Source organism: Rhodoferax sp. GW821-FHT07F03, from assembly GCF_059418745.1.
On record NZ_JBWKQM010000011.1, the window covers coordinates 69,735 to 95,227 of the forward strand.

Sequence of the window (25,493 nt, forward strand, 5' to 3'; positions counted from 1 at the left end):
AACATGCCTACGCCATCTCAGCAGCCTATGGCCTTTCTGTCCCACGCCACACGGCACCTGTTCTTCACCGGCAAAGGCGGCGTCGGCAAAACCTCGCTCTCCACCGCCGCCGCGCTGGCACTGGCCGATGCCGGCAAACATGTGTTGCTGGTCAGCACCGACGCGGCATCCAACCTCGACGAGATGCTGGGTATTGAACTGCACAACACGCCGACAGCTGTGCCAGACGCGCCCGGCCTGTCGGTCCTGAACATCGACCCCGACACGGCAGCAGAGGCCTACCGCCAGCGCGTCTTGGCACAGATGGGCGTGGCAGCCAGCGTCGCCGAGCTTGCCACCGTGCGCGAGCAGTTGTCCGGCGCCTGCACCACCGAAATAGCCTCTTTCGACGAGTTCGCCACGCTGCTGTCCGAGCACGATGCGCGCTTCGACCACATCGTCTTCGACACCGCACCCACCGGCCACACCCTGCGGCTGCTAAGCCTACCCCAGGCCTGGAGCGGCTTCCTCGCAGGTAACGACCGAGGTGCCTCTTGCCTGGGCCCGCACTCGGGTTTGAAGATGCAGGAAGAGCGCTTCAAGGCAGCGCTGGCGGCGCTGAGCGATCCAAGGCAAACCACGGTGGTCCTGGTCACCCGGGCGGACAAGGGCGCCATCGCCGAGGCAGCCCGCAGCTCTGAAGAGCTGAAGGGGCTGGGCCTGCGCAACCAACGCCTGGCGATCAACGGTGTGTTCCATGCCAGACAACGCGACGATGCCGTCGCCAACGCCATCGAGGCGCTGGGCCTGCAGGCCTTGCACGACATGCCCGCGTCCTTGCGCACCTTGCCCCAGGACACAATACCGCTACGCGCGTTTGACACAGTCGGCCTCCCGGCCCTGCGCGCCTTGCTGTCACCCGGGCAAGCACTGCCCATCGCGCCCCCGCCCTCGCCGATGGAACCCGCCGCCGCTGGCCACGACCTGGCGGCATTGGCCGACGCGCTGGCCGCCACAGACCATGGCCTGGTGATGGTGATGGGCAAAGGCGGCGTGGGCAAAACCACCATTGCCGCAGCGCTGGCCCTCGGCTTGGTGCAGCGCGGCAAAACCGTGCACCTGAGCACCACCGACCCGGCCGCACACCTGGCCGGCACGCTTGGCGGTGCGCTGCCAGGCCTGCGCGTGGACCGCATCGACCCCAAGACGGAGACACAGCGCTATATCGACAAGGTCATGGCAGCCAAGTCGCCCGGCCTGGACGCGCAGGAGCAAGCCCTGCTACTGGAAGACCTGCGCTCACCCTGCACCGAAGAGGTGGCCGTGTTCCATGCCTTCTCGCGCATAGTCAGCGAAGCGCGCAGCGCCTTTGTGGTGCTGGATACCGCCCCTACCGGGCATTCTCTGCTGCTGATGGACGCCACCGGCGCCTACCACCGGCAGATGCTGCGCGAATTCGAGGGCAAAAACGCCGGCCACGTCGTGACGCCGCTGATGCGGCTACAAGACGGCAGCTACACCAAGATCATCCTGGTGACCTTGCCCGAAGCGACTCCGGTGTCGCAGGCCGCTGCGTTGCAGGACGATCTGCGCCGCGCCCACATCGAACCGTATGCCTGGGTACTCAACAAAAGCGTTCTGGCCGCCGGCACCCACGACCCCTTGCTCGCGGCAAGGCTGGTGGGCGAACGCAAGCAGATAGAGCGCATGGCGGCTGGGCTGGCAAAGCGCAGCTTCGTGGTGCCATGGCTGAGCCAGCCGCCGATTGGCATCGCCCAGCTGAGCCGCATGGTGAGCAAGCCTTAGCTACCGGCTTACCGCATGGGCGCATGCCGCTGGAACACTGCATTCTTCCCCCCGTGCTACCTGCGCCGTCAGACGGCCAGCGCGGTGCGCCGGGCCTTGCGCACATTGAAGGCGCTGGCAATCAACACCGCCTGTACCAGCGCCAAGCCCACGAATACGCTGGTGTAGCGCTGGTGGTCCATCAAAGTACCAAACACCAGGGGTGACAGCGCCTGGCCAATATCCAGACCTGAATACACCACGCCATAGACACGCCCGGTGGAATTGGGCGGCGTGGCCCGCTTGACGATGAGGTCCCGCGAAGGCCCGCCGGTGCCGGCGGCAAAACCCATCAGGCCGAACAGCACGGGCACGCTCCAGGCCGGCACATCCACCAGGGCCAGCACCAGGGCGAAGCTGGCCGCGACGCCAAAGCCCACGCCCACAATCCGCTCGCAGCGCGTGGGGTCGGCCGCCAGAAAGCCGCCCAGCACCATGCCTCCAGAGCTGCACACCATGTAAATGGTCAGGCACATGGCGACCATGCCCAGCGGCACAGCATGCAGCTGGCGCGCGGCTTCGGGCGCGAAAGCCTGGACCACGCTCAGCGCGATGGCATAGAAAAAGAAGAAGGCAAAGCACATCCACACCGCCGGTATACGCATAAAGCCCATGCTGCCGCCCTCCAATACAGGCGCGCCGGCTTTCACCGCCGGCAACACAGGCAAAGCCAGCTTGTCGCGGTTCACCCACAGCACGGCCAGTACGGCGAAGGCCAGGGTGCCAGCCGCGGCCAGAGCCGTGCGCCAGGAGAACGCCAGCGCAATCGGCACCAGCATGGCCGGCGCCAAGGCCCAGCCCAGGCTGCCAGTAATGCCGTGCACGCTATAGGCATGGCCCAGGCGCGGTGCGCTGATCTTGCGGTTCAGCAAGGTGTAGTCGACCGGGTGGAACACGCCATTGCCAATGCCGGCCAACACAGAGAAAGCCGCCAGCATGGCGTAGCTGGTGCTGGCCGAGAAGCCAAAAGCCGCCAAACCCAGCAGCCCCAGGCCTGCAAACAAAATAGGGCGCGGGCCGAACCGGTCCACCACAAAGCCCGAAGCCATCTGCACCGCGCAGGAAACAACGAAGAAGATGGTCATCAAGAAACCCAGTTCCGCGTAGCTGGCATTGAAGTCCTGCTTCAACCAGGGGAACAGAGGCGCCAACAGCAGCTGGCTGAAATGGCTGATCATGTGGGCCGTGCCCACCAGCCCGATCACGGACGCCTCGTGGCGCAGGCTGGCGGTGGGAGGCAAGGGTAAAGAGGTGCTGGAGGTAGACATGCGGCTATCGTAGTATTCGCCTGCATCTTCTGGAATGCATTAAATAGACAGTTTTCATCGAATTTACGCCAAACCCACCATGCTGCGCAGAGGCCCGCTCACATCCGCCGACCTGGGAGACTTCCAGAACTTCACGCCCAGCCCTGGCCGGCCGGTGCGCAGCCGCACCCAGATGCAGCCAGCGGACGCGCATTTCGAGCCGCACCAGCACGCCTGGGTGCAGCTAGCGTATTGCGACCAGGGCCTGATCCAGGTGACCGCCATGGAGCAGCAAGGCCACACCAGCTTCGTGGTGCCGCCGTCGCGCGCAGTCTGGATACCGGCCAACACCTTGCACGCCGTGACCATGTTAGAAAACGCCCATCTGCGCACGGTATACATGCACGCATCGGCCACGCCTGCCGGCTGGACCCAGGCGCGTGCGCTGGTGGTGTCGCCGCTGCTGCGAGAACTCATACAGGCCCTGGAAGGTATGCAGCCCGGCCCGCGCGAGGACGCCCTGACGCTGCTGACCCTGCAGGAAATCAGCCAGGCCGCGCCGCACCACCTGGCCATTCGCCTACCCCAGGACAAGCGCCTGCGCGCCCTGTGCGACGCCGTGTTGCGCGACCTGGCCCGCCAGGCCACGCTGGCCGAATGGGCCTCGCATATCGGCGCCAGCGAACGCACCATTGCCCGCCTGTTCCGTGATGAGTTGGGTACCAGCTATCTGCAATGGCGCCAGCAGGCGGTACTGGCCCATGCCCTGCCCTTGCTGGCGCGCAGCATGCCGGTAAGCCAGGTGGCCCAGGCCTGCGGCTATACCAGCGACAGCGCCTTCGCCGCCATGTTCAAGACCGCCATGGGCCATACCCCCAGCCAGTTCCAGGCCTGGCAATCCTGAGTTCGTGATTACTATGCTTTTGATAGCTGCCTGCGCAGAAGATACCTGCGCCAGCGGCCTATTTCTTTCAAAAATTTAGGACTGCAACGCCCACTCGGCCGCGCTGCGCGCATGGATGGCCGTGGTGTCCAGCAGGGGCACACTGGCATCGGCCGCGCCCACCAGCAGCGAAATTTCGGTACAGCCCAGGATGATGGCCTGCGCACCCTGCGCCACCAGCTGGGCCATCACCTTTTGGTAAGCCTCGCGGGATGCGGGCTCGATACGCCCCAGGCACAGCTCTTCGTAGATCACGCGGTGCACGGTGTCACGCTCTGCCGCTTCAGGCACCAGGACACGCAGGCCGTGGCGCTCGCGCAAGCGGTCGCGGTAAAAGTCCTGCTCCATGGTGAAGCGGGTGCCGAGCAGGCCCACGGTGTGCCAGCCCGCCTGCTGTATCTGGGCGCCAGTCGGGTCGGCGATGTGCAGCAGCGGAATCGAGACGGCCGACTCGATCGCCGCCGCCACCTTGTGCATGGTGTTGGTACAGAGCACCAGGCAGTCGGCCCCGGCGGCCGCCAGCGCGCGGGCGGCGCCCGCCAGCAGCAGCCCAGCGGCATCCCAGTCCCCCGCATGCTGCAGGCGCTCGATCTCATGGAAGTCCACGCTGTACAACACCACCTTGGCCGAATGCAAACCGCCCAGCTGCTGCTTCACGGTTTCGTTCAGGATGCGGTAGTAGGGAATGGTGGACTCCCAGCTCATGCCGCCGATCAAGCCTATGGTTTTCATACAAATTCCGCCAGACAAAGGGCTGGAGATACTAGGCATTTCAGGCCGCCAGCGCAATATTTATCTGCGCAAGCAGCTACACAATCAATAGCAATTTCGCCATAAAAAAAAGACCAGACAAAGCTGGCCTTTCGGTGCACACCGGCAGCCCCGAGGGCTGCAGCGGCTTAGACGATGGGGTTGCGCAGGCGGATGTGCAGTTCGCGCAGTTGCTTCTCGTCCACGGTCGAAGGCGCTTGCGTCAGCAAGTCCTGCGCACGCTGGGTCTTGGGGAAGGCAATCACGTCGCGGATCGACTCGGCGCCGGTCATCAAGGTCACGATGCGGTCCAGGCCGAAAGCCAAACCGCCGTGCGGGGGCGCGCCGTATTGCAGTGCGTCCAGCAGGAAGCCGAACTTGTCTTGGGCTTCTTCGGGCGTGATCTTCAGCGCGTCGAACACCTTTTGCTGCACGTCGGCGCGGTGGATACGGACCGAGCCGCCACCCATTTCCCAACCGTTCAGCACCATGTCGTAGCCCTTGGAGATGCACTTCTCGGGCGCGGTGACCATCCAGTCCTCGTGACCATCCTTGGGCGCGGTGAACGGGTGGTGCGTGGCGGTGTAGCGCTGTGCGTCTTCGTCGAATTCGAACATCGGGAAGTCCACCACCCACATCGGGCGCCAGCCTTTTTCGAACAGGCCGTTCTTCTTGCCGAATTCGCTGTGGCCGATCTTGATGCGCAGGGCACCGATGGCGTCGTTGACGATCTTGGCCTTGTCGGCACCAAAGAAGATCAGGTCGCCGTCTTGTGCGCCGGTGCGGGCCAGGACTTCGGCCAGGGCCTTATCGTGTATGTTCTTGACGATCGGGCTTTGCAGACCGTCGCGGCCCTTGGCCAGCTCGTTGACCTTGATGTAGGCCAGACCCTTGGCGCCGTAGATCTTGACGAACTCGGTGTAGCCGTCGATGTCGCTGCGGCTCAGGCCGCCGACTTCCTTGGCGCCGCCGGGCACGCGCAGGCCGACCACGCGGCCGTTCTTCATCGTCGCCGCACCCGAGAACACCTTGAAGTCCACGTCGGCCATCACGTCGGTGAGTTCGGTGAATTCGAGCTTGACGCGCAGGTCAGGCTTGTCCGAGCCATAGCGGGCCGCCGCTTCCTGAAAGGTCATCACCGGGAACTCGCCCAGGTCCACACCCAGCGTGTTCTTGAACACGGTGGTGATCATGCCCTGGAACATATCGCGGATTTCCTGTTCGGTGAGGAACGAGGTTTCGATATCGATCTGGGTGAATTCTGGCTGGCGGTCAGCGCGCAGGTCTTCGTCGCGGAAGCACTTGGTGATCTGGTAGTAACGGTCGTAGCCGGCCACCATCAGCAACTGCTTGAACAGCTGAGGGCTTTGCGGCAGCGCGAAGAACATGCCTTCGTGCACGCGGCTGGGCACCAGGTAGTCGCGCGCGCCTTCGGGCGTGGACTTGCCCAACATGGGCGTTTCGATGTCCACAAAACCATGCGCATCCAGGAACTTGCGAACTTCCATAGATACGCGGTAGCGCAGCATCAGGTTGTTCTGCATGTACGGGCGGCGCAGGTCCAGCACGCGGTGCGTCAGACGGGTGGTTTCCGACAGGTTGTCGTCGTCCAGCTGGAACGGGGGCGTAACCGAGGGGTTCAGCACCGTCAGCTCATGGCACAGGATTTCGATCTTGCCGCTCTTCAGGTTGTCGTTGACCGTGCCTTCGGGACGTGCACGCACCAGGCCCTTGATCTGCACGCAGAACTCGTTGCGCAGGGTTTCGGACACGGCGAACATCTCGGCACGGTCCGGGTCGCACACCACTTGCACATAGCCTTCACGGTCGCGCAGGTCAACGAAGATCACGCCACCGTGGTCGCGGCGGCGGTTCACCCAGCCGCACAGGGTGACGGTTTGGCCCAGCAGGGCTTCGGTCACGAGACCGCAGTAGGTGGTACGCATTTGAGATTGCATGGCTATCGATTTCTGGCGCCCCGCGGGGCGCAATGGTTACAAAGAAGGCAGGCCACCAGGGCCTGCCACGCCCATCACGTCTTAATGGGGCTTGGCGAGGTGGGGTGCAACGACGTTAGGCACAACCACCCCCATGGACACAATGTATTTCAGCGCCTCGTCCACGCTCATTTTCAGCTCGATGCAGTCGCTGCTCTTGAGCATGATGAAGTAGCCGCCTGTCGGGTTGGGCGTGGTGGGCACATATACGCTGAGGTAGTCGCCCTGCAGGTAGTTCGCTGCATCGCCACCTGGCACACCGGTCACGAAGGCAATGGTCCAGGCACCGTCGCGCGGCCATTGGATCAGCACAGCCTTGCGAAAAGCATTGCCGGTTTCCGAAAACAAGGTGTCCGACACCTGCTTCACACCCGAATAGATGGAGCGCACGATAGGAATGCGGTGCAGCAGGTTGTCCCACCAGCCGACCAGCTTCTTGCCGATGAAATTGCTGGCAACGCCGCCCACCAGCAACAGCATGGCCAGGGCCAGCAAGACTCCGAAACCCGGAATATGGAAGCCCAGCAATTTGTCGGGCTGCCAGCTGTCCGGCAGGATCAGCAGGGTCTGGTCCAAGGTGCTGATGATGGACTCCAGCACCCACACAGTGATCGCCAGCGGCACGATCACCAGCAGGCCGGAGAGCAACCATTTACGGATCGCGGCCATCATGGCTCTCAGCTACCCGATCCCGTGCCACCGGACGCAGTAGGCGCCGGTGCAGGCGCCACCACCGGGGCTGCGGCTGCCGGGGTGTCGGCGGACTTGGTGGCGCTGGTCGGCTCGGTGGCTGCAGGCTTGCTGTCGTCTACCTTGGGCGCTGGCGTGGACGTGGCGCCGCCGCTCTTGAAATCGGTTACATACCAGCCCGAACCCTTGAGCTGGAAACCCGCGGCGGTGACCTGCTTGGTCAGCGCAGGAGCGCCGCAGCTGGGGCAGTCGGTCAGCGGAGCGTCGGACATTTTTTGCAGCACGTCTAATGCGTGCCCGCAAGACTCGCATTTGTAAGCGTAGATAGGCATGGCGTAGAAGGCTCGGGTTGAAGTCGCAAAACCTATGATTATAGTTTGCCCGGGTGAAAACCCGGACTCAGAAGAGGAAGGGCGACAGCAATGCCACACGCATCACCAGCAGGCCCAGGCCAAAGCCGATGGCGCCAAAAATCAGGCCTTGCAACAAACGGTTGGTACGTTTGTGCTCGGCAAGCAGCTCTTCGATCTGCTTGCGCTGGTCGCCGCCCCGGTCTGCGGCGCCCTGCTTCAAGTAGTCCACCAGCAAGCGTGGCAGCTCCGGCAGCAACTTGGCGTAGCGCGGGGCTTCGTTTTTCAGCTGTTCGAAGAAAGCCTTGGGGCCTACCTGGTCCAGCATCCACTTTTCCAGGAAGGGCTTGGCGGTGTTCCACAAATCCAACTCAGGGTCCAGCTCGCGGCCCAGGCCTTCGATATTGAGCAGGGTTTTCTGCAACAGCACCAGTTGAGGCTGGATTTCCACCTGGAAGCGACGCGAGGTCTGGAACAGGCGCATCAGCACCATGCCCAGCGAGATTTCCTTCAAGGGCCGATCGAAGTAAGGCTCACACACCGCGCGGATAGCGGCCTCCAACTCGTCCACCCGGGTGTTCGCAGGCACCCAGCCGGACTCGATATGCAGCTCGGCCACGCGCTTGTAGTCGCGGCGGAAGAAAGCCGTGAAGTTCTGCGCCAGGTATTCTTTGTCGAACTCGGTCAGCGTGCCGACGATGCCGAAGTCCAGCGAGATATAGCGCCCGAAGGTTGCCGACTCTACCGACACCTGGATATTGCCCGGATGCATGTCAGCATGGAAAAAGCCGTCGCGAAACACCTGGGTGAAGAAGATGGTCACGCCGTCGCGCGCCAGCTGCTTGAAGTCCACGCCCGCAGCCCGCAGACGCTCGGTATGGCTGATGGGGATGCCCGTCATACGCTCCATCACGATGACCTCGGTGGCGCAGAAGTCCCAGAACATCTCTGGAATCAGTACCAGGTTCAGGCCTTCCATGTTGCGGCGTAGTTGCGCGGCACTCGACGCCTCACGTACCAGGTCCAGCTCGTCATGCAGGTATTTGTCGAACTCGGCCACCACCTCCAGCGGCTTCAGACGCTTGCCGTCGGCAGACAGGCCATTGATCCAGCCAGCCATGGTGCGCATCAGCCCCAGATCGCTCTCGATCGCGGGCAGCATGCCGGGGCGCAGTACCTTCACCGCCACCTCGCGCAGCCGGCCGTTGCGGTCCTTCAGCACCGCAAAGTGCACCTGGGCGATCGACGCACTGGCCACCGGTGTGTGGTCAAAGCTTTCAAAAATAGCGTCCAGGGGCTTGCGGAAGGAGCGCTCTATGGTCGCCACCGCAATTTCCGAGGGGAACGGCGGCACGCGGTCCTGCAAACGGGCCAGCTCGTCGGCCAGATCCGGCGGCAACAGGTCGCGCCGGGTGGACAGCACCTGGCCAAACTTCACGAAGATGGGACCCAGGCGCTCCAGCGCTTCACGCAGACGCTCACCGCGCGGCGCCTGCAAATTGCGGCCAATCGACAACACACGGGCCAGCACGGCCAGCCAGGGCTTTTGCAAACTGGTCAGTACCAGCTCGTCCAGGCCGTAACGGAAGACGATCCAGACGATATAGGCGCCGCGAAAAATCCGGCTCATGTGTGCGCCTTGTCGGCGCTGGCGGCCATGCGCTGGCCCAGGAATTGGTGCAAAGCCCCCACGACACGGCGTGCCACCTGGCCGGCCGTATGGGCCGCGGTATCACCGATGATGCGGGACAGATCTTCCTCCAGGTCCCAGCGCACATGGTCTACCAGCCAGTTGACCTCGGCCGCCAGTTGCACATCGCCTTCGATGCGCACACCCGGCTTGTCAGCATTCAGCGCCTGCTGCAGCAGGGACAAAGGCGAAGATTCGGTCACGGTCAGCGTCAGGCTAGGCTGCAAGCCGGGCTCGGCCCGGTCCAGCAAACCGGCCGGGGTGGCCCGCAAAGCCATGTGGAAATGGCGCCACTGCACCAGCACCACCTGCCCTTTTTGCCGCGTGAGCCGGGCCATGGCCTCGGGCTCCTGCTGCAGCACGTGGTTGAGCAGCAGGACAACGCGGTTCTGCACCTCGTCCACCACCCAGGCGGGTGGCTGCAAGCTCTCAGTGACGCGGTTGAAAAGGTTTTCGAACAAAGAAAAAGGGGACTGTGTTGCCATAGTCCCCCATTATCCCGGATAGAAACAAGCTGCTCTTACTGCAGGGCTTGTACCCCGGCAACGAGCCAGCCACTGGCGCCGCTCTTGGGCTTGGTCATATTCCAGACCTCGCGAAACGGGCTGGGGCCGGCGGATGGTTCTTCGCGGATCATGCCGGAGAACTCAACGCTGGCCATGTAGTCGTTGCCCAGGTCCTCGATGCCCAGCAGCTTGGCATCCAGCATGACCACGTCGGTCTTGTTGATCTGGGCACCGATGTGCAGCTCGCGCTCGTTCAGCTGGGACTGGATCTCACCCAACATGGTGTCGGTCATCATGGCCCGCAGCGACGCAATGTCGGAACGGTCCCAGGCCGACTGCAAGGTGATGAAATTATTCTTGGCGGAGCGCAAAAAGCCCTCGGCATCAAAACCTGCCGGCACACCCCAGCCCTGCGGACCGGCCAGCGCCGAGCCGATCATCGAGGTAGAACCACCCGCAACCTCCAGCGGCAGCACGTTGCTGCGCTCGAATGGGCGTGCAGATGCATCGTTGCCCACGTTTTCAGGGCGATACACGCTGGGTGCCATGGGCGCAGCAGCACCCTGGAAGGCATACGGGCTGGCCGAAGCGGCCGCACTCGCACTCTTGCGCGCCCGGAAAACACCCCACAGCACCATGCCCGCCAGAACCAGCAAGGCGATCATCAGAAACTGGCCCATCTCGGCACCCAGGCCCAAGGAATGGGCCAGCCATGCCAGACCCAGACCTGCCGCCAAACCACCCAGCATGGCACCCCAGGGACGGCGTGGCGCTGCCGCAGTTGCGGGCGCTGCCGTTGGCGCGGGGCGGGTTGCGTTGGTGGTGTTTTGCATCGGTGCGACGGGCGCCGCAGGCGTGGCTTCACGCTGGATGACATTGCTGGACTGCTTGCCAACTGACCTGCCGCCGCCCAAACGCGCGGCCTCGGCATCCACGACCGACGTCAACGCCACGGTCACAGCCAAAACCAATGCCCACACTTTCATACCATCTCCATTTGAATTATTCAGACGCCACTGCCAAGCAACGCAAGGTATACGGCCGAGTTATACGGGAACACGGCTAGCACTTGATACCCACGTGTAAAGCCACCATGCCACCGGTAAGGTTGTGGTAATCCACATGGCCAAAGCCGGCGCCCTGCATCAGGGTCTTCAGTTCCTGCTGGCCCGGGTGCATACGGATGGACTCGGCCAGGTAACGGTAGCTGGCGTCATCACCCGCCACCAGCTTGCCCAGCCGGGGCAACACCTTGAAGGAATACCAGTCGTACGCCTTCTCCAGAGGTTGGGCCACTTTGGAGAATTCCAACACCAGCAGCTTGCCACCGGGCTTGAGCACGCGGCACATCTCGGCCAGGGCCACATCCTTGTGGGTCATATTGCGCAGGCCAAAGGCCACGCTGACACGGTCAAAGCTGGCATCTTCGAACGGCAGCTTTTCTGCATCGCAGACCATGGTAGGCAGCACGATGCCCTTGTCGATCAGCCGGTCGCGGCCGGTACGCAGCATGGCTTCGTTGATGTCGGTATGCACCACGCGCCCGGTCTTGCCGACCTTCTTGGCAAACGCCATGGACAGATCGCCCGTGCCGCCGGCGATATCCAGCACCTGGTGGCCTTCGCGGATGTCGGCCACCAGCACGGTGTAGGCCTTCCAGGCGCGGTGCAGCCCGGCGGACATCAAGTCGTTCATCAAGTCGTACTTGCTGGCCACCGAGTCGAACACGCCGCGCACATGGCGGGCCTTTTCGCTCTCGTCCACCGACTGAAAACCAAAATGGGTAGAAGTCATCTCAGCACACCGTTTCAATAAAATAGGGCTGTAGCGCAGGTAATTCCTGCGCAAGCAGCTATCAAAAGTATAGCCGCCAGCACCTCAGTGGCTGGCGCAGCCATGGCCCTTATTGTCGACCATGGGCGCATCGCGATCCAGCCCGGCGGCAGCCAGGCGCTGGTCGTATTCGGCCCAAAGCCTCTCTTGTTCCGCCCCCAGGAAATACAAGTAGTCCCAGGTGAAGATACCGGTGCTGTGGCCGTCGGAAAACGTGGGCTGCACTCCGTAGTTGCCTACCGGCTCTAACCCCACCAGGCTGACTTCGCGCTTGCCGGTCTGCAGGGTTTCCTGGCCTGGGCCATGGCCTTGCACCTCGGCGGAGGGCGAATACACGCGCATCAGCTCGAACGGAATGCGGAAGCTGGCGCCGTCGGAGAAGCTTACTTCCAGTACCTTGGACTGGCCGTGCACGGTGATGTCTTGTGGGGTCGGCGATCCCGCCGTCAAGCCGGCCATTACACCAACACCCGCTCAATGCCACCGTTGTTGGCTTGCGCCACATAGGTCGGCAGCCACTGGTCGCCCAGGATCTGGTTGGCCATTTCGACCACGATGTAGTCGGCTTCCAGCAGGCCGTTCTGAAGGTCGTTGCCGTAGCGGCTCAGGCCTTGCAGGCAGCTGGGGCAGCTGGTCAATATCTTCAAATTCTCTTGCGGACCCACCTGGCCGGATTCGCGCAGCGCGGTCTCGGACTTGCGCAGCTCTTCTTCCTTGCGGAAGCGGATCTGCGTCGAGATGTCGGGCCGGGTCACGCCCAGGGTGCCGGACTCGCCGCAGCAACGCTTGCTCTCTGTCACTTGGTCGCCCAGCAGCGCCTTCACCGTCTTCATCGGCTCCTGCAGCTTCATCGGCGTGTGGCAGGGGTCGTGGTACAGATAGGTGCCGCCGTTGCCCAGGGTGATGCCCTTCTCCAGCAAGTATTCGTGGATGTCGATGATGCGGCAGCCGGGGAAGATCTTGTCGAACTCATAGCCTTGCAGCTGGTCATAGCAAGTTCCGCAGCTCACCACCACGGTCTTGATGTCCAGGTAGTTCAGCGTATTCGCCACGCGGTGGAACAGCACCCGGTTGTCGGTGATGATCTTGTCGGCCTTGTCGAACTGGCCGCTGCCCTTTTGCGGGTAGCCGCAGCACAGGTAGCCAGGCGGCAGCACGGTCTGCACGCCCGCATGCCAGAGCATGGCCTGCGTGGCCAGGCCGACCTGGCTGAACAGGCGCTCCGAGCCGCAGCCGGGAAAGTAGAACACCGCTTCCGATTCGCTGGTGGTCGCCACCGGGTTGCGGATGATGGGCACGTAGTCCTTGTCCTCGATATCCAGCAGCGCGCGCGCCGTCTTCTTCGGCAGATTGCCCGGCATCTTCTTGTTGATGAAGTGGATCACCTGCTCTTTGATCGGCGCGGTGCCCAGGCTGGCACGCGGTGCGGCGGTCTGCTTCTTGGCCGCAGGACGCAGCAGGTCATTGGCCAGGCGCTGCACCTTGAAGCCCACGTCCACCATGGCCGAGCGCACGAACTTGATGGTCTCGGGATTCGTCGCGTTCAGGAAGAACATGGCCGCGGCATTGCCGGGGCGGAAGCTCTTCTTGCCCATCTTGCGCAGCAGGTTGCGCATATTCATGGTCACGTCGCCAAAGTCGATCTTCACCGGGCAAGGCGACAGGCATTTGTGGCACACCGTGCAGTGGTCGGCCACGTCTTCGAACTGCTCCCAATGCTTGATGCTGACGCCGCGCCGGGTCTGCTCTTCGTACAAGAAGGCCTCGACCAGCAGCGAGGTCGCCAGGATCTTGTTGCGCGGGCTGTACAACAGGTTGGCGCGCGGCACGTGGGTAGCGCAGACGGGCTTGCATTTGCCGCAGCGCAGGCAGTCCTTCATGCTGTCGGCAATCGCGCCGATATCGCTCTGCTGCATGATCAGCGACTCGTGGCCCATCAGCCCGAAGCTCGGGGTGTAGGCATTGGTCAAATCGGCCTCTAGCGCAACACCTGCCTGCGCGTGCAGCTGCGAATTTCGTAGCAGCTTGCCTTTGTTGAAGCGGCCTTCGGGGTCCACGCGCTGCTTGTAGTCGGTGAACGGCTGCATCTCGGCATCGCTCAGAAACTCCAGCTTGGTGATACCGATGCCGTGCTCGCCGGAGATCACGCCGTCCAGGCTGCGGGCCAGCGCCATGATGCGTTTGACGGCTTCGTGGGCGGTCTGCAGCATCTCGTAGTTGTCGCTGTTGACCGGCAGATTGGTGTGCACATTGCCGTCGCCGGCGTGCATGTGCAGGGCCACCCAGACCCGGCCCTTGAGCACGGTCTTGTGGATGGCGGTGCACTCGTCCAGGATGCCCTTGAAACCGGCGCCGGTGAAGATGTTTTGCAGCTGGGCGCGGATCTGCGTCTTCCAGCTGGCGCGCAGGCTATGGTCTTGCAGCTGAGGGAACAGAGTTTCCACACCATCCAGCCAACCCTGCCACAGGGCACGGGTCTCGGCCACCAGGCTCTGGGCTTGCACCACGCGCTCTTCCAGCAGCTCGGGGGATGGCACATCGCCATCCTCGTCGCCCTTGCTCAGGGGCAGGTTGCCGCGGCTGAAAAATTCCTGCAATGCGTCGCACAGCTCCAGCTTGTTCTTCAGGCTGAGTTCGATGTTGATGCGCTCTATGCCGTCGGTGTACTCGGCCATGCGCGGCAGCGGGATCACCACGTCTTCGTTGATCTTGAAGGCGTTGGTATGCCGGCTGATGGCGGCGGTCTTCTTGCGGTCCAGCCAAAATTTCTTGCGCGCCTCGGGGCTGATGGCGATGAAGCCTTCGCCGCTGCGCGAATTGGCGATGCGCACCACTTCGCTGGTCGCGCGCGCCACGTCGTCGGCGTTGTCACCGGCGATGTCGCCAAACAGCGCCATCTTCGGCAGGCCGCCGCGCTTGGATTTGGTGGTGTAGCCCACAGCCTTCAGGTAGCGGTCGTCCAGATGCTCGAGCCCGGCCAGCAGCACGCCGGTGCGCTTTTGCTCGGCGAACATGAAGTCCTTGATCTCGACGATGCTGGGCACAGCGTTCTTGGCGTCGCCAAAGAACTCCAGGCAGACGGTGCGGGTGTGCGCCGGCATGCGGTGCACCACCCAGCGGCCGCTGGTGATCAGGCCGTCGCAGCCTTCTTTCTGGATACCCGGCAGGCCGCTCAAGAACTTGTCGGTCACGTCTTTGCCCAGGCCTTCCTTGCGGAAGGTGCGGCCCGGGATGTCGAGCCGCTCGGTACGTATCTTGGTCTTGCCGTCGGCTTCGAAATACTGCAGCTCGAAGCTGGCCACTTCCACGTCGTGGATCTTGCCCAGGTTGTGGTTCAGCCGGGTGACTTCCAGCCACTGGGCGTCGGGCGTCACCATGCGCCAGGAGGCCAGGTTGTCCAGCGCCGTGCCCCAGAGCACGGCCTTCTTGCCACCCGCATTCATGGCGATATTGCCGCCGATGCAGGAGGCTTCGGCGGAGGTGGGATCGACCGCAAACACATAGCCACCGCGCTCGGCCGCATCGGCCACGCGCTGGGTGACGACGCCGGCTTCGCTGTAGATGGTGGCCACCGGGTGGTCGACGCCGGGCAGCATGCGCATTTCGACCTCGGTCATGGCTTCGAGCTTTTCGGTGTTGATCACCGCGCTGTTCCAGGTCAACGGGATTGCGCCGCCGGTGTAGCCGGTGCCGCCGCCACGCGGAATGATGGTCAGGCCGAGTTCGATACAGCCCTTGACCAGGCCGGCCATTTCGGCCTCGGTATCCGGGGTCAGTACCACGAACGGGTATTCGACACGCCAGTCGGTGGCGTCGGTTACGTGGCTGACGCGGCTCAGGCCGTCGAACTTGATGTTGTCCTTGGCGGTCAGCTTGCCCAGCACGCGTGCGGTCTTGCGGCGCAGCTCCGCCACCTGGGTAAAGGTAGCTCCAAACTGGGTGACGGCCGCAGTGGCGGCCACCAGCAGCTCGCCCACCAAGGCATCGCGCTCACTGTCGACATCAGGCTTACGGCGCTTGCCCACCTCGTCCAGGCGGTGGTGCAATGCATCGACCAGCTGCTTGCGGCGCTTGGGGCTGTCCAGCAGATCGTCTTGCAAATAAGGATTGCGCTGCACCACCCAGATGTCGCCCAGTACCTCGTACAGCATGCGGGCCGAGCGACCGGTGCGGCGCTCTTGGCGCAATCCATTCAAAACATCCCAGGCACGCGCGCCGAGTAGGCGAATCACGATCTCACGGTCGGAAAACGAGGTGTAGTTATACGGAATTTCGCGCAGGCGTACAGCCTCGGGCGCTTGCGACAACAGGGTGGACAAGGCGGTGGGAGCATTCATGGAGATAACCTGGGTGGGCTGCAGCGCCCATGGGCCTGGGATGACAGATCGGGTAGCAATTTTAGGGCAGCGCTCTATCACCCCGCCGACAGCGGGTTGTCCAGAGGCGACAAACGGATTAAAAGAGGACGCGGCTGCGGATGGTGCCTGGAACGTGGGCCAGCTTCTCCAAGGCCAAATCACTGGACGCGGCGTCTATATCTATCACCACATAGCCAATCTTCTCGTTGGTCTGCAGGAACTGGGCGGCGATGTTGATGCGGTTGTCGCTGAACACCTGGTTTACCGCCGACAGCACGCCGGGCACGTTGTGGTGGATGTGCAGCAAACGATGCTTGCCCGAGTGGCTGGACAACGCCACCTCGGGGAAGTTGACCGACGAGGTGGAGGTGCCGTTGTCGCTGTACTTGACCAGCTTTTCCGCCACTTCCAGGCCGATATTGGCCTGCGCCTCCATGGTGGAGCCGCCGACATGCGGGGTCAGTATCACGTTGTCCAGTCCGCGCAAGGGCGACTGGAACTCGTCCTTGTTGCTGCGGGGCTCTTCGGGGAACACGTCGATGGCGGCACCCAGCAGCTTCTTGCTTTTCAACGCCGTGGCCAAGGCATCAATATCCACCACCGTGCCGCGCGCGGCATTGATCAAGATGCCGCCCTCCTTCATGGCCGCGATCTCGGCCGGGCCGATCATCCACTGGGTGGCGGCGGTTTCGGGCACGTGCAGGGTAACGATATCGCTCTGGCCCAACAGCTCGTGCAGATTCGCGACCTGGCGAGCATTGCCCAGCGGCAGCTTGGTCACCACGTCATAGAAACAAACCTGCATGCCCAGAGCTTCGGCCAGTACCGACAGCTGGGTGCCGATGGAGCCGTAGCCGACGATGCCCAGGGTCTTGCCGCGGATCTCGAACGAATTCTCGGCCGACTTGAGCCAGCCGCCACGGTGCGCGACCGCGCTTTTCTCGGGGATACCGCGCAGCAACAGGATCGCCTCGGCCAGCACCAGTTCGGCGACCGAGCGGGTATTGGAAAACGGCGCGTTGAACACCGCAATGCCGCGCTCGCACGCAGCCTCCAAGTCCACCTGGTTGGTGCCTATGCAGAAGCAGCCCACGGCAACCAACTTGCCGGCATGGGCAAACACCTCGGCGGTGAGCTGGGTGCGCGAGCGGATGCCGATGAAATGCGCATCGGCAATCTTCTCCTTCAGTTGCTCTTCTGGCAAAGCACCGGGCAAGCTCTCGATCTGGGAATATCCGGCGCTACGCAGTACCTCCAGCGCGGAAGGGTGTACGCCCTCCAGTAAAAGAAACTTGATCTTGCTTTTGTCCAGAGAGGTCTTGCGCATGCGTTGCCCGGCGTCAGGTAGAGAGGAAGGGGCGATGATCCTAGCATGCTGCACCGCAGCAAACGCACCCGCCGAAAGGCGGCATTGCTGGCACCAGGGCTATGCGCGCTTGGGGCAAAAACTCTAGAAAAACGCAAACAAACGCAATGAAACGCAGCCATACGAACGGGTTTTCCCGCTATAGATTTCGTCAGTTACGCGCCAAAATTTCACTGTTTTGTCATAAGCGGCACCTAGCATCGGCCCCTTTGACGCTCTTACCGTTCCCCCAGGAGACTCCATGCAATTCAACCGTTTAGCGCTGGCCGCAGTGGCTGCCACCGCTGTTCTTTCCGCGCAGGCACAGACCGAGATCCAGTGGTGGCATTCCATGAACTCGGTCAATGGCGAATGGGTCAACGACCTCGCAAAAGACTTCAATGCGAGCCAAAAGGAATACAAGATCGTGCCGACCTACAAGGGCCAGTACGACGAATCCATGACTGCCGCGATTGCCGCCTTCCGCGCCGGCAACGCACCGCACATCCTGCAGGTATTTGAAGTGGGCACCGCCACCATGATGGCCAGCAAGAAGGCCATCGTGCCGGTCGGCCAGGTCATGAAGGACGCCGGCGAGAAGTTCGACCCCAGCGCCTACATCCCCGCCGTGGCCAGCTACTACACCGCAGCCAACGGCCAGATGATGAGCTTCCCGTTCAACAGCTCGACCACCGTGTTCTATTACAACAAGGACGCGTTCAAGGCCGCCGGCCTGGACCCGAACAAAGCCCCCAGCACCTGGCCCGAAGTGGCGCTGGCGGCCGCCAAGCTCAAGGCCAGCGGCCACAAATGCCCACTGACCATCGCCTGGCAGGGCTGGACCCAGCTGGAAAGCTTCTCCACCTGGCATAACGTCGAGTTCGCCACCAAGGCCAACGGCCTGGGCGGCATGGACGCCCGCATGAAGATCAACTCGCCGCTGCATGTGCGCCACATCGAGAACCTGGGCAATATGGCCAAGCAAGGCCTGTTCGTCTACAAGGGCCGCGGCAACATCCCTGAAGCCAGCTTTGTGTCCGGCGAATGCGCCATGACCACCACCTCCAGCGGCTTCTACGGCAACGTGAAGAAGAACGCCAAGTTCGCCTTTGGCGAGTCCGCCCTGCCCTACTACCCCGATGTGCCCGGCGCACCGCAAAACACGGTGATCGGCGGCGCCAGCCTGTGGGTACTGGCCGGCAAGAAGTCGGATGAATACAAGGGCGTAGCCAAGTTCTTCACCTACCTGTCGAACGCAGAAGTGCAGTCCGCCAGCCACAAGCGCACCGGCTACCTGCCCGTGACCACGGCCTCGTTCGCACTGACCGAAAAGTCGGGCTTCTACCAAGAGAACCCCGGCACCGATGTCGCGCCGACCCAGATGATCCGCAAGACCACCACCAACTCGCGTGGTATCCGCCTGGGCAACTACCTGCAGGTGCGTGCGATCGAGGACGAAGAACTGGAACAAGTCTGGGCCGGCAAGAAGTCCGCCAAGGAGGCCCTGGACTCCATCGTGCTGCGCGGCAACGAGCAACTGGAACGCTTCGAAAAAGCAAATAAACAGTAACACCCCCAGGCTACACGCTGCGCGTTTTCGCCACCCCCCTTGAAGGGGGCGAACCCAGTGGCCCGGCAGAGCCGGTTCCACGGGTTCCTGGGCTGAAAACCGTTGCGCTCAACACGCGTGGTAGTGAACAACAAAAACAAAGCTAGCTGAACATCCATGGAAAAACGCGTCGTCTTTAAATCGGCCTGGCTGCCCTGGGTGCTGATCGCGCCCCAGATGGTGGTGATCTGCATCTTCTTTTTCTGGCCCGCGGGCCAGGCCATGCTGCAATCGCTGCAGCAGTCTGACGCGTTTGGCACCTCGGTGGACTGGGTCGGGCTGGACAACTTCCGCAACCTGTGGAACGACGCCAGCTACATGGCCTCGTTCCAGACCACCGCCGTGTTCTCCATCCTGGTAGCGGTGCTGGGCATAGGCCTGTCGCTACTACTGGCCGTGTTTGCCGACCGCGTGGTGCGCGGCAGCAGCATCTACAAAACCTTGCTGATCTGGCCCTATGCGGTTGCGCCTGCAGTCGCGGGCGTGCTGTGGCTGTTCATGTTCTCGCCCAGCATCGGCATCGTGGCCTACTGGCTGGGCCTGCTGGGCATCGACTGGAACCACCTGATGAACAGCCGCCACGCCATGGCCCTGGTGGTGATGGCGGCGGTGTGGAAGCAGCTGTCGTACAACTTTCTGTTCTTCCTGGCGGGCTTGCAGTCGATTCCCAAGTCGCTGATTGAAGCCGCGGCCATGGACGGGGCGCGGCCCTGGCGCCGCTTCTGGACCATCCAGTTTCCGCTGCTCACTCCCACCAGCTTCTTTCTGCTGGTGATCAACATCGTGTATGCCTTCTTCGACACCTTCGCCATCATCGACTCCACCACCCAGGGCGGACCGGGCAAGGACACGGCCATCCTGGTCTACAAGGTGTACTTCGACGGCTTCAAGGCCATGGACCTAGGCGGCTCGGCCGCGCAGTCGGTGGTGCTGATGGTGATCGTGGTCGCCATGACCGTGGTGCAGTTCAAGTTTGTCGAAAAGAAAGTTAACTACTGATGGTTGAGCGTCGCACCACCATGGGCCTGCTGGCCCATGTGATTCTGATTCTGGGCGTGCTGATCGTGGCCTTTCCGGTCTACATCACCTTTGTCGCCTCTACCCACACCGCATCCGAGATGGTGCAGCGCCCCATCCCCGTGCTGCCCGGCTCTCACCTGGTTGAAAACTACACAGCCGCCTTGCAAGGCACAGGCGCCCACGGCGGCTCCAACGCGGCAGTGGGCCGCATGATGGTGGTCAGCCTGGTCACCGCCCTGGTGATTGCCATAGGCAAGATCGCCATCTCGCTGCTGTCGGCGTTTGCGCTGGTGTACTTCCGATTTCCGTTCAAGCAGTTCTTCTTCTGGATGATCTTTGTCACCCTGATGCTGCCGGTGGAGGTGCGCATAGGCCCGACCTACAAGGTGGTGGCCGACTTGGGGATGCTGGACAGCTACGCCGGCCTGACGATTCCGCTGATTGCCTCGGCCACCGCCACCTTTCTGTTCCGCCAGTTCTTCATGGGTGTGCCAGACGAGCTGGTGGAGGCCGCACGCATGGACGGCGCGGGCCCCATGCGCTTCTTCTGGGACATCCTGCTGCCGCTGTCACGCACCAGCATGGCCGCGCTGTTCGTGATCCAGTTCATCTACGGGTGGAACCAGTACCTGTGGCCGCTGCTGGTGACCACCAACGAGAACATGTACCCGGTGGTGATCGGCATCAAACGCATGATCTCCGGCGGCGACGGCCAGACTGAGTGGAACCTGGTGATGGCCACGGCCATTCTGGCGATGTTGCCACCTGCCTTAGTGGTGATGCTGATGCAAAAGTGGTTCGTTAAAGGCTTGGTGGATACAGAGAAATAATTTAAAAGAAATTGGGCTCTAGCGCAGATATTACCTGCGCCAGCAGCTATTAAAAGACTAGCAGAACAATTTATGGCCGCCATCACACTCAAGAACGTCATCAAGCGCTACGGCAAAGGCGCCAGCGCCAACCAGGTGATCCACGGCGTCAACGCCGAGATTGCAGACGGCGAATTTATCGTCATCGTCGGCCCCTCGGGCTGTGGCAAATCCACCCTGCTGCGCATGGTTGCCGGGCTGGAGGAAGTCAGCGACGGCACCATCTCCATCGGCGGACGCGTGGTCAACAACCTGGAACCCAGCGAACGCGACATCGCCATGGTGTTCCAGAACTATGCGCTGTACCCGCACATGACGGTGTTCGACAACATGGCCTACGGCCTGAAGATCGCCAAGGTGTCCGAAGCCGACATCAAGACCCGCGTAGACAAGGCCGCCAAAATATTGGAGCTGGGCCAGTTCCTGGCACGCAAGCCGCGTGAGCTGTCCGGCGGCCAGCGCCAGCGCGTCGCCATGGGCCGCGCCATCGTGCGCCAGCCGCAGGTGTTTCTGTTCGACGAACCACTGTCCAACCTGGACGCCAAGCTGCGCGCCCAGACCCGGCTGGAAATCCAGAAGCTGCACCGCGAACTGGGCATCACCAGCCTGTTCGTCACCCACGACCAGGTCGAGGCCATGACGCTGGCGCAGCGCATGATCGTAATGAACGGCGGCGTGATGGAACAGTTTGGCACGCCCGAAGAGGTCTACACCCGGCCCGCCAGCACCTTTGTCGCCAGCTTCATAGGCAGTCCGCCTATGAACCTGCTGAAGACTGCCCCCAACACCAGCCTGGGCGGCCCGGCCGACGCCATCCTGGGCATACGCCCCGAGCATCTGCAGCTCAGCGCCGACGGCTGGCCGCTGACCGTGGAAACCACCGAAATGCTGGGCGCAGAACGCCTGACCTACGCGCGTCTGGGCACCGGCCCCAGCAGCGAGCTGCTGATCATCCGCACCGAGGAAAGCGAAGCCGCACCCGCCATCGGCCGCACCATCCACGCCACGCCGCGCACAGATAAGTTGCACTGGTTTAATAGCGACACCGGAAAACGCTTAAACCCCTGAATTCCATGCAAATCACCGCAAGCAACTGGCCCTACCCCCGCTGGGTCGCCCACCGTGGCGCGGGCAAACTGGCGCCTGAAAACACCCTCGCCGCATTTCGCCTGGGAGCACAACACGGCTACCGCATGTTCGAGTGCGACGTCAAACTCAGCGCCGACGGCGTGCCGTTTTTGCTGCACGACGACACGTTGGAGCGCACCAGCACCGGCAAAGGCCTGGGCGGCGACCATGCCTGGAGTGCACTGGCCCAGCTAGACGCTGGCAGCTGGCATTCGCGCAACTATGCGGGCGAAACCCTGCCCACGCTGGACAACATCGCCGCCTTCTGCCTGCGCAACAGCTACTTCCTGAACATCGAGATCAAACCCACGCCTGGTGTGGAACGCCTCACCGGCGAAGCCGTGGCGCACCACGCATCCCGCCTGTGGCGCGGCCATGCCGTGCCGCCGCTGCTCAGCTCTTTCAGCACCGAGTCACTGGAAGGCGCCAAAGCCGCCCAGCCCGCTCTACCACGCGGCCTGCTGCTGGATGAACTCTGGGACGGCTGGCTAGAAGCCGCGCTGGAACTGGGTTGCGTCGCCATCATCTGCAACCACACGCTGTGGAATGCCGACACCGTGGCCCGCGTCAAAGCTGCTGGTCTGCGCACCTCCAGCTACACCGTCAACGACGCCGAGTCCGTGCAGCGCCTGCTGGCCCTGGAAACCGACGGCGTCATCACCGACCGCGTGGACCTGTTCTCGCCCGCGGATTGAGGCGCACACCCTGCTGCGGCAGTGTTTGCTAGCATTGCAGCGCATGCCAGCACGCTCCACTTCCCGTTCAGCCGCTCCCGCTTTGACACCGCTACTGCAGCGCTGTTCACGGGCAGTCGTGCGGCTGGGCGTGTGGCGCACCACGTTGCTGTTCAGTGCCAGTATTTCCCTGATGTCGCTGGCGCTCACCTGGCTCTATATCCGCCTGATGGGTTACGGCGAAATGGGCGAAGCCTTCTACATCTCGCTGCTGGTGCCACTGCCCATGACACTGCTGCCCGGCAGCCTGATCTTCGCGCTGGTGGCCGCATTGGAACAGGCCCGGCACACAGCACACACCCTGTCCATGACCGATGTGCTGACCGGCCTGCACAACCGACGCCACTTCATGCAAACCGCCCAGCGTGAGCTGGACCTGGCCCAGCGCCACGATCTGCCCTTGGCCCTGCTGATATTGGATATCGACCACTTCAAACGCGTCAACGACCAGCACGGCCATGACGTGGGTGACCAGGTACTGGTGGAAGTAGGCCGGCGCTGCGCCCAGGTGCTGCGCACCACCGATTTGCTGGCGCGCTGGGGCGGCGAGGAATTTGTGGTGCTGCTGCCCAATACCGGCTACGAACAGGCCCACCAACTGGCCGAGCGCATGCGCGAAACCGTGGCCTACTCGGCCCAGCTCTACGCCGCGCAAGGCGCTGTAAGGGCGACGATCAGCATAGGCGTGGCCGGCACCGTGGCCCAGTCTTCCACCACGCTGGACACCCTGGTACAACAGGCCGACCGTGCGCTGTACGACGCCAAACGCGCGGGTCGCAACCAGGTCTGGCTGGCCACACCGCCCAGCGGTTTTATGCCTGGCCCGCTAGCGGCCGGTCAATAACCACTGGCTGCTGGCGCAGGCCAGCACCAGCGCGGCATAGGTCGCCATCTTGCCGTCATGACCGAAAAACCAGAGCCCGCCCAGCAGCACCAACAGGCACACTACAAAATTGATAGCTGCTTGCGCAAGTAAACCCTGCGCTACAGCCCTTTTTTTCATAAATATGCGAGCGAGCAGAGCCGTCAGCAGCCCCACGACCAGGGCCGGCGCGGCGAAGTTCAGCAGATGAATCAATGAATCTATGGGTCCCATAGCGGCAATTTTGAGGCTTTGGCCATGAACTGGCGAATTCGGGCCGCACAAATTTTATAATCTGAGAATGGCAGTCTGGGCATTAGGCATTAACCACACCACCGCACCCTTGGATTTGCGCGGTCGGTTTGCGTTCGCCCTGGACCAGATCGCGCCCACGCTGCAAGGCCTGCGTGCCGCCCTGGCCGGCCCGGAAGCCGCCATCATCTCCACCTGCAACCGCACCGAAATCTACTGTGCGGGCAACCAACAGGCCTTGGACCATACGGTGGACTGGCTGGCCCACAGCGGTGGCGTATCGCCCGCCCTACTGCGTTCGCACTCCTACACCTTGCAAGACGGCCCCGTGGCGCGCCACGCCTTCCGCGTGGCCAGCGGGCTGGATTCTATGGTGCTGGGCGAGCCCCAGATTCTGGGCCAGATGAAGGACGCAGTCCGCGTGGCCGAACAAGCCGGCGCCCTGGGCACGACCCTGAATCAGCTGTTCCAGCGCTCGTTCGCCGTGGCCAAGGAAGTGCGCACCTCCACCGAGATCGGCGCGCACTCCATCAGCATGGCAGCGGCTGCGGTGCGCCTGGCCAGCCAGTTGTTTGAAGACCTGGGCCAGGTGCGGGTGCTGTTTGTCGGCGCCGGCGAAATGATCGAACTGGCGGCCACCCACTTTGCCGCCAAGAACCCCAAATCCATTGCCATCGCCAACCGCACGCTGGAACGCGGCGAAAAACTCGCCACCCGTTTCGGCGGCGAAGTCATGCGCCTCGCCGATCTGCCCAGCCGCTTGCATGAATTCGACGCCGTCGTCAGCTGCACCGCCAGCACCCTGCCCATCATCGGCCTGGGTGCGGTTGAGCGCGCCTTGAAGCTGCGCAAACACCGCCCCATCTTCATGGTGGACCTGGCCGTGCCGCGCGATATCGAGCCCGAAGTCAAGGCGCTGGAAGACGTCTACCTGTACACCGTGGACGACCTGGCCCATGTGGTGCAGAACGGCCAGGCGAACCGACAGGCTGCCGTAGCCCAGGCCGAGGTCATCATTGACGCCGGCGTGCAAAGCTTTCTGCACTGGATGGACCAGCGCGATCCGGTGCACGGCGTGGTGCCGCTGATCCAGCAGCTGAACGCCCAGGCCGACGAATGGCGCGCCGCCGAACTGGCCCGCGCGCGCCGCCTGCTGGCCAAGGGCGACGACATCGAGGCCGTGCTGGACATGCTCAGCAAAGGCCTGACGCAAAAGATGCTGCACGGCGCCATGGCCGAGCTACGCGCCGGCGATGCCCACAGCCGCGAGCACACGGTGCAGGCCATCCACAAACTGTTTTTGCGCAAAGAGCGTTAGCGACGCTGTCGCTTGCGCTTCCGGCCCTGGCTTTTCAGGGGCCTTCATCTCCCTCCATTTAAGTTACCTCGTCACGCCCCACCCCAGACTGCATAAACGCCCTGCCCAGGGATACCGTGGAACCGGCTTTGCCGGGCCACTGGTATCGCCCCCTGCAAGGGGGTTGGC

At 62.8% G+C, this 25,493-nt stretch carries 22 protein-coding genes; 9 read left to right on the forward strand and 13 right to left on the reverse strand.

Going from position 1 to position 25,493, the window contains the following annotated elements:
• Window positions 1–3 precede the first annotated feature (3 nt).
• On the forward strand, window positions 4–1,785 hold the full coding sequence (gene arsA, locus AC07R0_RS17800) for an arsenical pump-driving ATPase (RefSeq protein WP_495105824.1): 1,782 nt from the start codon (window positions 4–6) through the stop codon (window positions 1,783–1,785).
• A 68-nt stretch (window positions 1,786–1,853) separates the two neighbouring features.
• Here arsA and AC07R0_RS17805 read toward each other — a convergent pair whose 3' ends face one another.
• The gene (locus AC07R0_RS17805) at window positions 1,854–3,092 is read right to left on the reverse strand and encodes an MFS transporter (protein WP_495105825.1); all 1,239 of its coding nucleotides are present in this window, start codon (window positions 3,090–3,092) and stop codon (window positions 1,854–1,856) included.
• A 79-nt stretch (window positions 3,093–3,171) separates the two neighbouring features.
• Here AC07R0_RS17805 and AC07R0_RS17810 point away from each other — a divergent pair, with 79 nt between their 5' ends.
• On the forward strand, window positions 3,172–3,975 hold the full coding sequence (locus tag AC07R0_RS17810; protein WP_495095863.1) for an AraC family transcriptional regulator: 804 nt from the start codon (window positions 3,172–3,174) through the stop codon (window positions 3,973–3,975).
• A 75-nt stretch (window positions 3,976–4,050) separates the two neighbouring features.
• On the opposite strand, the gene AC07R0_RS17815 is transcribed toward AC07R0_RS17810, so the two are convergent.
• The 11 genes from AC07R0_RS17815 to serA form a co-directional block, all read right to left on the reverse strand.
• Window positions 4,051–4,746 carry an aspartate/glutamate racemase family protein gene (locus AC07R0_RS17815; RefSeq protein ID WP_495105826.1) on the reverse strand — a complete coding sequence of 232 codons (696 nt, stop codon included), beginning with the start codon at window positions 4,744–4,746 and terminating at the stop codon, window positions 4,051–4,053.
• A 167-nt stretch (window positions 4,747–4,913) separates the two neighbouring features.
• The gene (aspS, locus tag AC07R0_RS17820) at window positions 4,914–6,722 is read right to left on the reverse strand and encodes an aspartate--tRNA ligase (protein WP_495075034.1); all 1,809 of its coding nucleotides are present in this window, start codon (window positions 6,720–6,722) and stop codon (window positions 4,914–4,916) included.
• An 81-nt stretch (window positions 6,723–6,803) separates the two neighbouring features.
• On the reverse strand, window positions 6,804–7,430 hold the full coding sequence (locus AC07R0_RS17825; RefSeq protein ID WP_495075035.1) for a DUF502 domain-containing protein: 627 nt from the start codon (window positions 7,428–7,430) through the stop codon (window positions 6,804–6,806).
• Window positions 7,431–7,438: 8 nt separating this feature from the next.
• Window positions 7,439–7,783 (reverse strand): FmdB family zinc ribbon protein, encoded by a 345-nt coding sequence (locus AC07R0_RS17830; RefSeq protein ID WP_495105827.1) that lies wholly within the window; start codon window positions 7,781–7,783, stop codon window positions 7,439–7,441.
• 67 nt (window positions 7,784–7,850) lie between these two features.
• Window positions 7,851–9,431, reverse strand: a complete 1,581-nt coding sequence (ubiB, locus tag AC07R0_RS17835) for a ubiquinone biosynthesis regulatory protein kinase UbiB (protein ID WP_495105828.1) — start codon at window positions 9,429–9,431, stop codon at window positions 7,851–7,853.
• Window positions 9,428–9,976, reverse strand: coding sequence for a hypothetical protein (locus AC07R0_RS17840; RefSeq protein ID WP_495075038.1), 549 nt, complete (start codon window positions 9,974–9,976; stop codon window positions 9,428–9,430). The genes ubiB and AC07R0_RS17840 overlap by 4 nt, the downstream gene beginning before the upstream one ends.
• Window positions 9,977–10,011: 35 nt before the next feature.
• Window positions 10,012–10,983 carry a Tim44 domain-containing protein gene (locus tag AC07R0_RS17845; RefSeq protein WP_495105829.1) on the reverse strand — a complete coding sequence of 324 codons (972 nt, stop codon included), beginning with the start codon at window positions 10,981–10,983 and terminating at the stop codon, window positions 10,012–10,014.
• A 76-nt stretch (window positions 10,984–11,059) separates the two neighbouring features.
• Window positions 11,060–11,791, reverse strand: coding sequence for a bifunctional demethylmenaquinone methyltransferase/2-methoxy-6-polyprenyl-1,4-benzoquinol methylase UbiE (gene ubiE / locus AC07R0_RS17850; RefSeq protein WP_495075040.1), 732 nt, complete (start codon window positions 11,789–11,791; stop codon window positions 11,060–11,062).
• Between the two features lie 84 nt (window positions 11,792–11,875).
• On the reverse strand, window positions 11,876–12,289 hold the full coding sequence (locus AC07R0_RS17855) for a gamma-butyrobetaine hydroxylase family protein (protein WP_495105830.1): 414 nt from the start codon (window positions 12,287–12,289) through the stop codon (window positions 11,876–11,878).
• Window positions 12,289–16,167, reverse strand: coding sequence for a DUF3683 domain-containing protein (locus AC07R0_RS17860; RefSeq protein WP_495105831.1), 3,879 nt, complete (start codon window positions 16,165–16,167; stop codon window positions 12,289–12,291). The genes AC07R0_RS17855 and AC07R0_RS17860 overlap by 1 nt, the downstream gene beginning before the upstream one ends.
• 118 nt (window positions 16,168–16,285) lie before the next feature.
• Window positions 16,286–17,515, reverse strand: coding sequence for a phosphoglycerate dehydrogenase (serA, locus tag AC07R0_RS17865; protein WP_495105832.1), 1,230 nt, complete (start codon window positions 17,513–17,515; stop codon window positions 16,286–16,288).
• A gap of 280 nt (window positions 17,516–17,795) precedes the next feature.
• On the opposite strand from serA, the gene ugpB reads away from it, so the two are divergent.
• The 6 genes from ugpB to AC07R0_RS17895 all read left to right on the forward strand — a co-directional run bounded on the left by ugpB (window position 17,796) and on the right by AC07R0_RS17895 (window position 23,737).
• Window positions 17,796–19,103 (forward strand): sn-glycerol-3-phosphate ABC transporter substrate-binding protein UgpB, encoded by a 1,308-nt coding sequence (gene ugpB, locus AC07R0_RS17870; protein ID WP_495105833.1) that lies wholly within the window; start codon window positions 17,796–17,798, stop codon window positions 19,101–19,103.
• A gap of 156 nt (window positions 19,104–19,259) precedes the next feature.
• Entirely contained in the window at window positions 19,260–20,141 is an 882-nt protein-coding gene (gene ugpA, locus AC07R0_RS17875; RefSeq protein ID WP_495075045.1) for a sn-glycerol-3-phosphate ABC transporter permease UgpA, read from the forward strand.
• Window positions 20,141–20,992, forward strand: coding sequence for a sn-glycerol-3-phosphate ABC transporter permease UgpE (ugpE, locus tag AC07R0_RS17880; protein ID WP_495105834.1), 852 nt, complete (start codon window positions 20,141–20,143; stop codon window positions 20,990–20,992). The genes ugpA and ugpE overlap by 1 nt, the downstream gene beginning before the upstream one ends.
• Before the next feature lie 72 nt (window positions 20,993–21,064).
• Entirely contained in the window at window positions 21,065–22,099 is a 1,035-nt protein-coding gene (locus AC07R0_RS17885; RefSeq protein WP_495105835.1) for a sn-glycerol-3-phosphate import ATP-binding protein UgpC, read from the forward strand.
• A 5-nt stretch (window positions 22,100–22,104) separates the two neighbouring features.
• Window positions 22,105–22,854, forward strand: a complete 750-nt coding sequence (ugpQ, locus tag AC07R0_RS17890; RefSeq protein WP_495095869.1) for a glycerophosphodiester phosphodiesterase — start codon at window positions 22,105–22,107, stop codon at window positions 22,852–22,854.
• Between the two features lie 43 nt (window positions 22,855–22,897).
• On the forward strand, window positions 22,898–23,737 hold the full coding sequence (locus tag AC07R0_RS17895) for a GGDEF domain-containing protein (protein WP_495105836.1): 840 nt from the start codon (window positions 22,898–22,900) through the stop codon (window positions 23,735–23,737).
• On the opposite strand, the gene AC07R0_RS17900 is transcribed toward AC07R0_RS17895, so the two are convergent.
• On the reverse strand, window positions 23,720–23,989 hold the full coding sequence (locus AC07R0_RS17900; protein WP_495096101.1) for a hypothetical protein: 270 nt from the start codon (window positions 23,987–23,989) through the stop codon (window positions 23,720–23,722). The genes AC07R0_RS17895 and AC07R0_RS17900 overlap by 18 nt on opposite strands.
• A 67-nt stretch (window positions 23,990–24,056) precedes the next feature.
• Here AC07R0_RS17900 and hemA point away from each other — a divergent pair, with 67 nt between their 5' ends.
• Window positions 24,057–25,325, forward strand: a complete 1,269-nt coding sequence (hemA, locus tag AC07R0_RS17905) for a glutamyl-tRNA reductase (protein WP_495075051.1) — start codon at window positions 24,057–24,059, stop codon at window positions 25,323–25,325.
• Window positions 25,326–25,493 lie beyond the last annotated feature (168 nt).